Raw genomic sequence first — 12,368 nt, forward strand, 5'->3', positions numbered from 1 at the left:
TTGCTGCTGTCGGACGGGGATGTGACGCATGGCGCAATTCCCGTCTAATCCACGCATATTCTTGAAAAATAAGCGGCATCGGTGCGTTTTAATGTCGAAAAATTAAGGCAGGCGCAGAGAAGGCGGCGGTAGACTGCCCGGAAAGTTAGCAGGAGACTGGATAATGACCATATTACACAGCGTGGACTTTTTCCCCGTCGGCGGCCTGCCCGTCGCGATAGAACCGCGGCTGCCGCAGAGCGCTTTTCCTGAACACCACCACGAAGATTTCCATGAAATCGTACTGGTCGAACAGGGTGCCGGTATCCATATTTTTAATGGCGAACCCCGCACGCTATGCGGCGGTTGCGTCTGCTTCGTGCGTAACCACGACCGCCACATGTATGAAAAAACGGAACAGCTAATCCTGACTAACGTGCTGTACCGCGGGCCGGAAGCTTTCCGCTTTATCACCAATTTCCAGTCGCTGCTGCCGCAGGAAAAAAATGGTAACTACCCTTCTCACTGGCGCATCGGCACCCGGGTGATGGAGCAGGCTAAAACGTTGATTAAAGGACTGGAGCTTTCTGCTGAGCCTTCGCCTATGGAAGCGCGGGCAGAGCAGGAACTTCGTTTTATGCAGCTGCTGGTGCTGCTTCGTCGCGGATGCAGCGAACAGCCGGGCGACGATCAGGATGGCCGCATGCGCGGCCTGCTGGACTGGCTGGCAGAACACTATAGCGAGGAAATTGACTGGGAGGCTCTGGCGGATAAGTTTTCGCTGTCGCTGCGTACCCTGCATCGCCAGCTGAAGCAGCAAACGGGCAGCACGCCGCAGCGCTATCTGAACCGCTTACGCCTGCTGCAGGCGCGACATCTGTTACGCCACAGCGAGATGCGCATCACCGACATCGCTTACCACTGCGGTTTTGGTGACAGCAATCACTTTTCCACCCTCTTTAAGCGTGAATTTGGCTTATCTCCGCGTACCATCAGGCAAAATGATCTGTGAGGTGCAACGTGAGCAAGCCGCTTTGTCTGGCAAAGACCGACTATTTCCCGTCTGAACTGCTGCCGGTCGCCGTCGCCGACCGCGCACCGCAGCAAACTTTTCCATCGCATATTCACGAGTTCAACGAACTGGTGATTGTCTGGCGCGGTAACGGCCTGCACATTATGAACGATCGTCCCTGGCTCATTACCTGCGGCGATCTGTTTTATATCAGGCCGGAAGATTGCCACAGCTACGAATCGGTCAATAACCTGGTGCTGGACAATATCATCTACTGCCCCGAACGCTTCCGGCTTGGCGTGGACTGGTCACAGTTTTTGCCGCAGGAAAGCGCCGCGTGGCGTGTAACCACGCGAGGAATGGCGCTGGCGCGCAGCGTAATTCAACAGCTGACGCAGGAAAGTACGAAAAGCGACAGGCTCTCGCGCCAGCTGTCGGAAGCGCTATTTTTACAGCTGCTGATGATTTTGCAGCGCCATCGCTATGCGGCTAACGAAGCGCGGCAGCTGCCGGAAGGCGAACAGCTGGACTTACTGATGTCGGCCATTCAGGGGCAGCTGGCCAGCCATTTTGATTTAGCGGAGTTTTGTCGTCAGCATCAGCTGTCTGAACGCGCGCTCAAGCAGCTGTTTCGCCAGCAGACCGGCATGATGCCCGGCCAGTATATACGGCAGCTTCGCATGTGCAGGGCCAAATTTCTGCTGCGCAGCACGCCTTCCCTGATTGGCGACGTCGCTGCGCTATGCGGTTTTGATGACAGCAACTATTTTTCGGTGGTGTTTACCCGCGAAACCGGGCTGACGCCCAGCGCTTTCCGCCAGCAGTTTGAACAGCACAGGCAGCGGAAAACGATGACGCTATAAGGCAGAGCCACATCCCGTGGCTTTATGCATCAGAACATCATGCCCAGGCCAACGATATTGGCAGCAAGAATAATCACAAAGCACCCGCCGCACAGCACGCTGACGGGACGCTTTCCTGCATTTTTCCACTCTTTCAGCAGTAACCCCACCAGTCCGCCACACAGGACATAAAAACTCATGTGCAGCATCCAGCTGATAAAGTCATACTGCGCCGGGATACGCGCGTGACCCCATGCGTAGAAGAAGAATTGCAGATACCACATGGTGCCGCCAAGCAGCGAAAGCAGGACGTTGCTGATAAGCAATGATTTGCCCACGGAAAAATCCGCCCTGGCAGAAAGCGTTGATTTGGTTGCCAGACGGATAAAGCAGAAGCCGAGGTTAACCAGTGCGCCGCCGCCCATGATGACAACATAGCTTGGCAGCGCCGAATAGAGCGGGTTGACGCCCAGCGCCAGCGCCGCATCCTGCATAGGTTTAGCGGCGTTCATCGCAAAAGACATCCCGGCAGAAAAAACGCCACAGAAAACGGCCAGCAGCAAACCTTTTTTCAGGTTGAACTCTTCGGCCGTAATTCCCATTGCGCGCTCTTTCAGCAGGCCCGCGCGGGACACAATAGTCACGCCCGCCAGCGCCACCAGCACGCCCAGCAGCGTTAGCCTGCCGCCGGTTGAGCTAAACAGCTCGACAAAACGGCCCTGCAACAGCGGCGTCATCAGCGTACCGACCACCAGCGTGATGCCAATCGCGATGCCAATGCCCATCGACATCCCCAGATAGCGCATAGTCAGACCGTAGTTAATGTTACCGATCCCCCACATCGCGCCGAACAGGAAAACCGGCAGCAGCTGGGCAAGGGAAAAGGAGCTGTAGAAAGCCCAGAAGTTTGGCAAGAGCGCGGCGCTGACCGCCCACGGCAGGATAATCCACGACATTACGCCGCCGACGGACCACATCGTTTCCCATGACCAGTGACGTACTTTTTTAAAGGGAGCATAAAAGCAGGCTGCACTGGCCGCGCCGACCAGATGCCAGAGAATGCCTGAAAAGATGAGTTGGCTCATTTATTGTTTTCCTTCATAGGGGTTAAGGCTTGAGTCTACGAAGGAAGCTTTCAACCCCACCTTAGCCTGGCTGCCCTGCCCGGTCTTAAAATGGCAAAATTCAGCGTCTTATCCTGTTTGCGATCACAGATATCTTTTCTTCTCGCGTTCACCTTAAAACCAGCCGTAATAAAGCGCCTTAGCGCTGCCTCGCCCGACCTTTCCGGGTTGCTTCATTGTCCCGATGCTGGTTTTTTTGCCACTTTTCACCGCCCGCTGACCTTCACAGAAAGGCAGTTGCCGTGCCGTTGCAGCAGCATACACGCAACATCCTGTTAACTTAAAATCAAAATAACCTCCGGAGAAGCGACTATGTCCCTGCGCCAGTACCTTTGCTATGTAGACGGTCAATTTATTGAAAACCAGAGCGGTCGCTGGATCGACGTGATTAATCCCGCCACGGAGGAGACGCTTTACCAGATCCCGCAAGGCAGTAAAGAAGATGCCGAACGCGCTATTGCCGCCGCTAAAATCGCTCAGCCGGGCTGGGAGGCGTTGCCGGCCGTGCAGCGAGGCGGCTGGCTACATCAGCTTGCCGCAGGCATACGTAGCCGCGCGGCAGAAATTGCGGCAATAATTGTGGCGGAAGGAGGAAAAACGCAGCCGCTGGCCAAGACAGAAGTGCTGTTTACCGCAGATTATCTGGACTACATGGCTGAATGGGCGCGTCGCTATGAGGGTGAAATTCTCCAGAGCGATCGCGCCGACGAAACCATTATGGTGTTCAAAAAGGCTATCGGCGTAACGGCAGGCATTTTGCCGTGGAACTTTCCTTTCTTCCTGATTGCGCGCAAAGCCGCCCCGGCGCTGCTGACCGGCAACACTATCGTCATTAAGCCAAGCGAATTAACGCCCGCTAATGCCATGATTTTTGCCGATATCGCTCACCAGATTGGCCTACCGGCCGGCGTTTTTAATCTGGTTACCGGCTTTGGCCCGGAAGTAGGCCAGGCACTGGCCGCCAGTCCGGAAGTCGGCATGGTCAGCCTGACGGGCAGCGTCGGTGCCGGGATCGCCACGCTGGAGACGGCCGCGAAAAACGTTACTAAAGTGTCGCTGGAGCTGGGCGGCAAGGCGCCCGCTATCGTGATGAACGACGCCGATCTGGATCTGGCAGTAAAGGCCATTGTGGCTTCACGCATCATCAATACCGGTCAGGTCTGTAACTGCACCGAGCGCCTTTACGTGCAGGAAGGCGTTTACGATGAAGTGGTCCAGCGCCTTACCGCCGCTTTTCTGGCCGTCACCAGCGGCGATCCGGCCCTGCACGAGACGGTCGATATGGGGCCGCTGATTTCTGCCGACGCGCTGAAACGACTGGAGGATAAGGTTGCCCTGGCCGTGCAGCAAGGCGCGACCGTAGTGACCGGCGGCAAGCGTAAAGACAGCCGTGGCTTCTTTTTCGAACCCACCTTATTGACCAACGTTCGCCAGGAGATGGCTATCGTCCAGCAGGAAACCTTTGGGCCAGTCCTGCCGGTTATCGCTTTCCGCACGCTGGACGAAGCTATCGCTCTGGCAAACGACAGCGAATACGGTCTGACCTCTTCCCTGTTTACCGAGAATTTAAACACCGCTATGCAGGCGCTGAAAAAACTCAGGTTTGGCGAGACTTACGTTAACCGGGAAAATTTTGAAGCCATGCAGGGTTTTCATGCGGGCTGGCGCAAATCCGGAATCGGCGGTGCCGATGGCCGCCACGGGCTGGAAGAATATCTGCAAACGCACGTCGTTTATTTGCAGGCTCACTAAGCCAGCGTCCCAGGGGCGTTACGGCTGACGAATTAAGAGCCGCCTGTTCCATGCTGAAATAGTGAGGGACAGGCGGCTACACGTTTTTCAAATGATGCGCCCTACTTATGGCTCCTGTAAGCGCCGCTGGCTTTTCAACAGCGCGACTCCGCTAATTAATGCCAGCATCATCAGGTAATAGCCCGGTGCCAGGCTGCTGCCGGTGGCGCTGATAAGCAATGTACAGATCAACGGTGCAAAACCGCCGAACACCGTTACAGCGATGTTGTAACTAATAGCCATTCCGCTGGCTCGCGTGGTGATGGGAAACAGATCCGCCATCATCGACGGCACGGTTGAAAAGTAAATTGATTTTAATAGCGCCATCCAGCCTACCAGTATCAGCAGCCTTCCCGGCGTAGGATGATTAACCACCAGCGCAAAAGCCGGGTAAATGGTTAACAGCAACAGGATTAACGATCCCCACATCAGCGGTTTTCGGCCGACCTTTTCCGACCACAGCCCCATTACGGGCGTGACAAGCGTTAAGATGATCCCCGCCAGTAGCGTGGCGCTGAAGGCGGCCGAGCCGGGTAAATGCAGCGTTTTGGTGGCGTAAGTGGGCACATAGTTCAGCATATAATTGATGCCGGTAGAAATAATCATCAGGCCAATCGCCAACAGCATCAAACTTTTTTGCCTGGCGACCAGATGCTTTAACGGCGAATGCACCTTTTCTCTGGCAACGAAGCTGGCTGGCTCATGGACGTGCCGACGGATGTAAAGCCCGACCGGCCCGATCAGCAGACCAAAAGCAAAAGGGATGCGCCAGCCCCACGCCTCGGTTTGCGCCTCGGTTAAATAGTGCGTTAAGCCCAGGCCAAAAGCCGACGCCATCAGCGTGCTGGCCCCCTGCGTGGCAAACTGCCAGCTGGCGATAAAGGCGCGGCGCTGTGGGAAATGCTCTACCAGAAAAGCCGTGGAGCTGCCAAACTCGCCACCGGCAGAAAAGCCCTGAATCAGGCGCGCTAACAGGATCATTACCGGTGCGGCCAGGCCGATAGTGCTGTAAGCGGGCATAAATACGATAATGGCACCGCCCAGCATCATCAGCGAAATCGACATCAGCAACGCTTTTTTACGGCCCACGCGGTCGGCATAAGCACCTAACACAATCGCGCCCAGCGGCCGAATCAAAAACGAAACGCCGAAACTGCCAAAGGTTAGCAATAGCGAGACGGAGGGATCGGCAACCGGGAAAAAAGCGTGGGCGATATAGCTGGCGAAGAAACCGTAAACCGCGATATCAAACCACTCCAGCGCGTTGCCGATACAGGTAGCAAACAGCGTTTTGTAAAGGCTGGGCACGGTGGCGGTGGCCTGGCGTTCAATAACGGCGCTCATGGCCTGGCCCCTTTTTGCTGCTGATAGTGACGATGGCTGGCAAGCAGCTCGCTGCCCTTTTCGCCCAGCTCCCACAGCAGGCGCGTCATGATTTGCAGGCCCTCGCGCGCGATTGATATCAACAGATGCTCGTCGGCCGCATGCTGACCGCAGGCCGGGTAAGAATGCGGCACCCAAAGCGTCGGCAGATTTAAAATATGTGCAAAGACGTCGTTAGGCAGTGAACCGCCCAGGTTGGGTAATAGCGCCGGTTTTTTTCCGCTGGCCTGCTGCATGGCTTCCAGCGCCCAGCCTACCAGCGGATTACCGGGATCGAGTCTGGTTGCAGGCGTGCCGCGCAGCATCTCGACCTTCACCTGATGAAAACCGCGTTCGCCAAGGTGTGCCGTCAGGTGGTGGGCAATATTTTCCCAGTCGGTTCCCGGCACAAAACGCAGCTGGCAAACGGCCGTCGCGCTGCCCGGTATCGCATTCATCGGGCGCGCCGGATTGCCGGTTAAAAAAGAGAGAACTTCCAGCGTGTTCCAGCCATACAGGCGTTCAACCGGCGTCAGGCCCGCTTCGCCCCACTCCGCATCAATTTGCGGCCCTGTGGCGTCCGGCGGTAAAACAATTTCGCCGAGGATGGTGCGCACTTCTTCAGTCAGCGCCGGAGGCTTGAGCGCGCTGACCTGAAGCTGACCGTACTGGTTGACCAGGCTGGCAACGGCATTAGCCAGCTGCGTGCCGGGGTTGGAAAGCAGCCCGCCCCAGTTGCCGGAGTGATAATCGCGATCCCGCGCCTCAATGCTTAACCGGACGTTTACCGCACCGCGCGATCCTAAAAACAGCGTAGGCTGCTCTGCACTTAGCCTCGGGCCGTCTGAGGCGATAAAAATATCCGCGCCCAGCAGCTGCGGATTTTCACGGCAAATTTGTGCCAGGCCCGGTGAGCCAATCTCTTCGCCCATCTCAAACAGAAACTTGCAGTTGAACCCCAGCGAGCCGCCTCGCGCCGCAAAAATCTGCTCCAGTGCGGCGATGTTCACGGCGTGCTGCCCTTTATTATCGGCGCTGCCGCGACCATACCAGCGATCGCCCTCCTCCCTGAGCTGCCAGGGATCCAGGCCTGCGCGCCAGTTTTCATCATCACCAAAGACTACATCGCCATGGCCATAACACAGCAACGTCGGCAATGCGCTATTTTCAATACGCGTCGCCAGCAAAAACGGCCGCAGCGGAGCCTGGGGGTTGGCAATCTCTGTCAGTGCAAAACCCAGTGCCTGCATGGCCGGAGCAATCTCCTCGTGCAGGTAGCGCTGGATCTCGCTTTCGCGGTCGTCACGCTGGCTTTCGGAACGAATAGCGATGCGACGTGACAGAATTTGTTTGAACTCGCCGCTGTCAAACCAGGCATCCGCCCGCGTTAATACTTCGTTGATAGACATAAGATCCCCTGTGTTTGCCATTTATGTTGTTATGGCAACCATCTAAGCTAAAATCCTCCTTTGCCACAATTATAAAAATATCAAAGCCTCTTTGCTTTTAAAGCAAAGCACCGTTGCACAATTAAGCGGCATGCACCAGATAAGGGCAGACCAATGCTGAGTCCTGAAGTTCGTTATTTTCTGGCCGTTGCCAGTACCGGTTCGCTTAGCGCCGCCAGTCAGCAGCTGTTTGTGGCCGTTTCCGCCATCAGCCGCCAGATTCAGCGGCTCGAAGCGGAGATAGGCGCGCCTTTGTTTGAGCGCCACGCGCGCGGCATGACGCTTAATGAAGCCGGGAAGATTTTTGAAAGCCACGTGCGGCGTAGCCTGCTGGGTATGGAACAGGCGCGGGCGGAAATTAAGGGCTTAAAAGCGATACGGCGCACGGCGCTGCGGGTGGCCTGTACCGACGGCATGGCTTTTAGCCTGCTGCCTACGCTTTGCTCGCAGTTTCGCCAGCTTTATCCTGCGGTCAGCTTTAAAGTGATTGTAGGAAGCACTCAGGAAGTAGCGGAAACTTTGCATCAGGGAGAATGTGACGTCGCTTTGCAGTTTAGCCTGCATCCCGAACAGGGGGTTGAAGTGATGGGGTCGTGGCCCGCGCCCGTTCTACTGGTGATGCGTAGAGATCATCCTCTGGCGCAAAGGCCCGCGCAGCTGAAAGATCTCTCCGCCTACCCGATGGCGCTACCCGATAGCGGCACCACGGTTCGACAGCTTTTCGATCTCTCCTGCCAGATGAACGGTATCTTTATTGAGCCGGTGCTGACCTGCAATAACTTCAGCACGCTGTACGCTTTTTTACAGCAAAACCCGTTAGCCGTTACGCTGTGCAGCCGGTTTAGCGTGCTGTATCACCATGATGATTCTGGCCTGGCGCTGCGTTCGGCAGGCGTCGATCGGCTGACGCAGCGTACGCTACAGGTGCAAACGGTCGCAGGCCGCCAGCGCTCGGCGGCGCTGAATCTTTTTCTTCAGTTTGTTTGTGAGCAGATGGAGAAAGCGGTAACGGCGGAAGATCCGGAAAACCAGCAGCCTTCACTTTCATAAGGACTGCCGGTTAGTCTTTCGATAAGCCTATTTCAGATCGACCTGATAAAAATCATGTTTACCGAAAGGATCGATTTGATAGCCGATGACCTCTTTGCGTACCGGCTCAAAAATTGTCGAGTGCGCAATCATCACCGCTGGCGCCTGGTCATGCATTATCTGTTGCGCCTGACGATAAAGCTCGACTCGCCGGTGATGATCCTGCTCGGCCCGCGCCTGGCTAATCAGCTGGTCAAAGGGCTTGTAACACCACTTTGAAGAATTCGAGCCGCCCTCGGCCGCGGTACAGCTAAACAGCGGGCCGAAAAAATTGTCCGGATCGCCCGTAGCGGTCGTCCAGCCCATCAGCGCTGCCTGATGATCGCCCTCTTTTACCCGCTTAAGATATTCACCCCATTCATAGGTAACAATGCGCGCGTTGATACCCACCTTTTGCCAGTCGGCCTGAATCATTTCCGCCATCCGGCGCGCGTTCGGGTTGTAAGGTCTTTGCACCGGCATCGCCCAGAGATCGATGGTGGTGCCTTTGGCAATACCGGCCTGCTGCAGCAGAGCTTTGGCCTTATCGGGATCGTAACCGTAATCCTTGAGTTCACCGTCGGCGCTCCAGACATCTGGCGGCAGCAGGTTTTTAGCAACGGTGCCCGTTTCCTGAAAAATAGCCTGCATGATGGCTGGCTTGTTGATAGCCATCGTCAACGCCCGCCGTACAATCACGTTATCCAGCGGCGCTTTTTGCGTATTAAAAGCCAGAAAACCGGTATTCAGCCCCGCTTTCTGCATCACCACCAGGTTGGGGTTGGCTTTCATCCGCGGCAGATCGGCAGGATTAGGAAAAGGCATAACCTGACATTCGTTTTTTTCCAGTTTGGCAAAGCGCACCGAGGCATCCGGCGTGATAGCAAAAACCAGCCTGTCCAGCTTCGCTTTGCCTTGCCAGTAATCCGGAAAAGCCCGGTAAAGAATGCGCGCGTCTTTCTGATACTGCACCAGCGCAAACGGCCCCGTGCCGACAGGCTCTCTGTCGACTTTTTCCGGCGTTCCCGCTTTAAGCATATTATCGGCATATTCCGCCGAGAGAATAGAGGCGAAATACCAGGCCAGATCGGCAAGGAACGGCGCTTCGGCGTGGGCCAGCGTAAAACGCACCGTATTATCATCCAGCTTTTCAATATTCTTGATCAGCGAACCAAACTGGAGGCTGTCGAAATTAGCGTAGGTGCCGTTGGAGATATTATGGTAGGGATTGTGCGGATCTTTCTGGCGCATAAAAGAGAAAATGACGTCATCAGCATTGAAATTGCGCGTAGGGTGGAAATCTTTATTACTCTGGAACTTTACGCCCTTGCGTAAGTGAAAAGTATAAACCGTGCCGTCGGCGCTAATATCCCAGCTTTCGGCCAGGCTCGGGATAAGTTCTGTGGTGCCGTTCCTGAAGTCGACCAGGCGGTTATAGATCGTTACCGCGCTGGCATCAACGCTGGTACCCGACGTATAAAGCTGAGGATTAAAATTTTCTGGCGAACCTTCCGAACAATACACCAGCGTTTTTGCTGCTGCACTCATGCTCGCTGTGGCTATCAAAGCCGCAATCATTCCTTTCAATGCCCTTTGCTTCATTGCCTTCTCCTGAGTTTAAAAGAGGAGCAGCCCACCTTTTTCCGCAGAACGTGGTCGCTTGCTTTTATATTTACTCAGGATGAGTGGATTGGCAAAGATAATACCCTGCCGGACGGCAGGGTAGAATGGCAAGAAATCAGTTTAGCTTATAGTCCAGCGTAATTTCCGCGTTCATCAGCTGGGACACCGGACAACCGGCCTTGGCCTGATTAATAATTTCATCAAACTTAGCGCTGTCCGCGCCCGGTAGTTTAATCTGGCTTTGCAGCGCAATTTTAGTAATTTTAAAACCGTCGCCCGCTTTATCAAGCGAGACATCTGCGGTGGTATCAATGCTTTCCGGTACGTAACCTTCGTTACCTAACATTAGCGACAGCGCCATCGAGAAACAGGCAGCGTGCGCCGCGCCAATCAGTTCTTCCGGGTTGGTGCCAGGCTTGCCTTCAAAGCGGGTATTAAAACCGTAAGGCTGCTCTTTCAGCGCGCCGCTTTCGGTGCTGATGGTACCTTTACCCTTTTTAATATCGCCTTCCCAGTGTGCCTGACCTTTCTTATGAATAGTCATTAATATCCTCCCGTTTACTTGTGGTGTGCCTTGAGTATAGTGGCTTTTCAGCGGTTTGCTGGCGACCGGCTTGCAAATGCTTAGTTACTGACCATTAATAAAAAGGCAAAGAGGAGAAACCTATGTTTAAAACTGACGACGTTGTGCAAAGTAAAACCGGCGGGCCCAAAATGGTTGTGTTACAGGTTAAAGGCGAAATGCTGTATTGCGCCAGGGTAGATGACGTAGAGCAAAAAGAGATTGAAGTCCCTGCCAGCTCGGTCAATCTTTATCACGAAGATGGTGATTTCGGCGTCTGCTGATCTTAAAAAGCACCCACGTAAAAAGGAGCAAAAATGGATCAGCAACTGGCCAGCCAGCTTACCCACCGTTTTTTTCGCTATCTTGCCGTCACCAGCCAGAGCGATGCGGCCGCAACCAGCCTGCCCAGCACGCCGGGCCAGCACGAAATGGCGGCTCTGCTGGCAGCCGAACTGCGCGCTATGCAGCTTCAGGATGTGGTGATTGACGACTGCGCCACCGTCACGGCCACCCTGCCCGGCACCCGCGCCGGCGCACCGCGCATCGGCTTTATTACCCATATCGATACGGTTGACGTTGGGCTTTCTCACCATATTCATCCGCAGCTGTTGCGCTTTGAAGGGCAGGATCTTTGCCTTAATCCGCAGCAGGATATCTGGCTGCGGGTGGCTGACCACCCTGAAATTGTTCCTTATCAGAACGAAGAGATCGTTTTCAGCGACGGCACCAGCGTCTTAGGCGCGGATAATAAAGCCGCGGTTACCGTGGTGATGACGCTGCTGGAAAATCTTAAAGGCGATCATGGCGATATCGTGGTGGCTTTTGTACCCGATGAGGAAATCGGCCTGCGCGGCGCCAAAGCGCTGGATCTCGAGAAACGGTTTAACGTGGACTTTGCTTATACCATTGACTGCTGCGAGCTGGGCGAAGTCGTTTTCGAGAATTTTAACGCGGCGGCGGCGGAGATCGTTTTTAAAGGCGTGCCTGCCCATCCCATGTCGGGAAAAGGCGTGCTGGTCAATCCGCTACTGATGGCCTGGGATTTTATCAGCCACTTCGATCGCCAGCAGACGCCGGAACATACCGCCGGGCGAGAGGGCTATACCTGGTTTAATGAGATGACGGGCAACGCCAGCGAAGCCCGCCTGAAAGCGTCCGTCCGCGACTTTGACCTGGCCAGTTTTGGCCGCCGAAAACAGCAGATTGCTGAAGTCGCTTCGCTGATTGCCAGTCAGTATCCAACCGGCAAGGTCGAGGTCACCCTTAGCGATATCTACAGTAATATCAGCAACGCTATTGGCGAAGATCGGCGGGCAATCGATCTGCTGCTGAGCGCGCTGGAAAAGCTGGATATCGTTCCCAAAATCACGCCAATGCGTGGCGGCACCGATGGCGCAGCGCTGTCGGCCAAAGGATTACTGACGCCCAATTTCTTTACCGGCGCGCATAATTTCCATTCACGCTTTGAGTTTTTGCCGGTTTCCTCTTTTATAAAGTCTTATCAGGTTGCCCGGGAGCTGTGCCTGCTGGCCGCCTCGCAGGCATAAAAAAAGC

11 protein-coding genes are annotated in these 12,368 nt (G+C 55.1%); 6 read left to right on the top strand and 5 right to left on the bottom strand.

Annotation, left to right across the window (positions count from 1 at the left end; translation table 11 throughout):
- The first annotated feature begins 163 nt into the window (after window positions 1-163).
- Both rhaS and rhaR read left to right on the top strand, forming a co-directional pair.
- Window positions 164-991: an HTH-type transcriptional activator RhaS gene (rhaS, locus tag KUE00_RS09220; protein WP_246759507.1), complete on the top strand. Its 828-nt coding sequence runs from the start codon at window positions 164-166 to the stop codon at window positions 989-991.
- Window positions 992-999: 8 nt separating this feature from the next.
- Window positions 1,000-1,854, top strand: a complete 855-nt coding sequence (gene rhaR / locus KUE00_RS09225; protein WP_246759508.1) for an HTH-type transcriptional activator RhaR — start codon at window positions 1,000-1,002, stop codon at window positions 1,852-1,854.
- 29 nt (window positions 1,855-1,883) lie between these two features.
- Here rhaR and rhaT read toward each other — a convergent pair whose 3' ends face one another.
- The gene (gene rhaT, locus KUE00_RS09230) at window positions 1,884-2,918 is read right to left on the bottom strand and encodes an L-rhamnose/proton symporter RhaT (RefSeq protein ID WP_246759509.1); all 1,035 of its coding nucleotides are present in this window, start codon (window positions 2,916-2,918) and stop codon (window positions 1,884-1,886) included.
- Window positions 2,919-3,269: 351 nt separating this feature from the next.
- Here rhaT and aldA point away from each other — a divergent pair, with 351 nt between their 5' ends.
- Window positions 3,270-4,709, top strand: coding sequence for an aldehyde dehydrogenase (gene aldA, locus KUE00_RS09235; RefSeq protein WP_246759510.1), 1,440 nt, complete (start codon window positions 3,270-3,272; stop codon window positions 4,707-4,709).
- Window positions 4,710-4,814: 105 nt separating this feature from the next.
- On the opposite strand, the gene KUE00_RS09240 is transcribed toward aldA, so the two are convergent.
- Both KUE00_RS09240 and KUE00_RS09245 read right to left on the bottom strand, forming a co-directional pair.
- Window positions 4,815-6,092 carry an MFS transporter gene (locus KUE00_RS09240; RefSeq protein WP_246759511.1) on the bottom strand — a complete coding sequence of 426 codons (1,278 nt, stop codon included), beginning with the start codon at window positions 6,090-6,092 and terminating at the stop codon, window positions 4,815-4,817.
- Window positions 6,089-7,519: a M20 family metallopeptidase gene (locus KUE00_RS09245; protein WP_246759513.1), complete on the bottom strand. Its 1,431-nt coding sequence runs from the start codon at window positions 7,517-7,519 to the stop codon at window positions 6,089-6,091. Before KUE00_RS09245 ends, KUE00_RS09240 begins: the two co-directional genes overlap by 4 nt.
- Before the next feature lie 153 nt (window positions 7,520-7,672).
- On the opposite strand from KUE00_RS09245, the gene KUE00_RS09250 reads away from it, so the two are divergent.
- Window positions 7,673-8,608 carry a LysR family transcriptional regulator gene (locus KUE00_RS09250; protein WP_246759514.1) on the top strand — a complete coding sequence of 312 codons (936 nt, stop codon included), beginning with the start codon at window positions 7,673-7,675 and terminating at the stop codon, window positions 8,606-8,608.
- 27 nt (window positions 8,609-8,635) lie between these two features.
- Here the strand turns inward: KUE00_RS09250 and KUE00_RS09255 are convergent, their stop codons facing one another.
- Together KUE00_RS09255 and KUE00_RS09260 are read right to left on the bottom strand one after the other, a co-directional pair.
- Window positions 8,636-10,228 carry an ABC transporter substrate-binding protein gene (locus KUE00_RS09255; protein WP_246759515.1) on the bottom strand — a complete coding sequence of 531 codons (1,593 nt, stop codon included), beginning with the start codon at window positions 10,226-10,228 and terminating at the stop codon, window positions 8,636-8,638.
- A gap of 136 nt (window positions 10,229-10,364) precedes the next feature.
- Complete coding sequence (locus KUE00_RS09260; RefSeq protein ID WP_246759516.1) at window positions 10,365-10,793, bottom strand: OsmC family protein; 429 nt, start codon at window positions 10,791-10,793, stop codon at window positions 10,365-10,367.
- Window positions 10,794-10,915: 122 nt separating this feature from the next.
- Here KUE00_RS09260 and KUE00_RS09265 point away from each other — a divergent pair, with 122 nt between their 5' ends.
- Both KUE00_RS09265 and pepT read left to right on the top strand, forming a co-directional pair.
- Window positions 10,916-11,095: a DUF2158 domain-containing protein gene (locus KUE00_RS09265; RefSeq protein WP_246759517.1), complete on the top strand. Its 180-nt coding sequence runs from the start codon at window positions 10,916-10,918 to the stop codon at window positions 11,093-11,095.
- A gap of 33 nt (window positions 11,096-11,128) precedes the next feature.
- Window positions 11,129-12,361, top strand: coding sequence for a peptidase T (gene pepT, locus KUE00_RS09270; RefSeq protein ID WP_246759518.1), 1,233 nt, complete (start codon window positions 11,129-11,131; stop codon window positions 12,359-12,361).
- The last annotated feature ends 7 nt before the right edge of the window (window positions 12,362-12,368 follow it).

The sequence above is a fragment of the Erwinia phyllosphaerae genome (assembly GCF_019132875.1).
In the GTDB taxonomy this organism is placed as follows: Bacteria; Pseudomonadota; Gammaproteobacteria; order Enterobacterales; family Enterobacteriaceae; genus Erwinia; species Erwinia phyllosphaerae.

Bases quoted from the DNA above. Each gene is read 5' to 3' on its own strand.
- rhaS (WP_246759507.1), top strand. From the start codon at position 164: ATGACCATATTACACAGCGTGGACTTTTTCCCCGTCGGCGGCCTGCCC.
- rhaT (WP_246759509.1), bottom strand. From the start codon at position 2,918: ATGAGCCAACTCATCTTTTCAGGCATTCTCTGGCATCTGGTCGGCGCG.
- aldA (WP_246759510.1), top strand. From the start codon at position 3,270: ATGTCCCTGCGCCAGTACCTTTGCTATGTAGACGGTCAATTTATTGAA.
- KUE00_RS09240 (WP_246759511.1), bottom strand. From the start codon at position 6,092: ATGAGCGCCGTTATTGAACGCCAGGCCACCGCCACCGTGCCCAGCCTT.
- KUE00_RS09245 (WP_246759513.1), bottom strand. From the start codon at position 7,519: ATGTCTATCAACGAAGTATTAACGCGGGCGGATGCCTGGTTTGACAGC.
- KUE00_RS09250 (WP_246759514.1), top strand. From the start codon at position 7,673: ATGCTGAGTCCTGAAGTTCGTTATTTTCTGGCCGTTGCCAGTACCGGT.
- KUE00_RS09255 (WP_246759515.1), bottom strand. From the start codon at position 10,228: ATGAAGCAAAGGGCATTGAAAGGAATGATTGCGGCTTTGATAGCCACA.
- KUE00_RS09260 (WP_246759516.1), bottom strand. From the start codon at position 10,793: ATGACTATTCATAAGAAAGGTCAGGCACACTGGGAAGGCGATATTAAA.
- KUE00_RS09265 (WP_246759517.1), top strand. From the start codon at position 10,916: ATGTTTAAAACTGACGACGTTGTGCAAAGTAAAACCGGCGGGCCCAAA.
- pepT (WP_246759518.1), top strand. From the start codon at position 11,129: ATGGATCAGCAACTGGCCAGCCAGCTTACCCACCGTTTTTTTCGCTAT.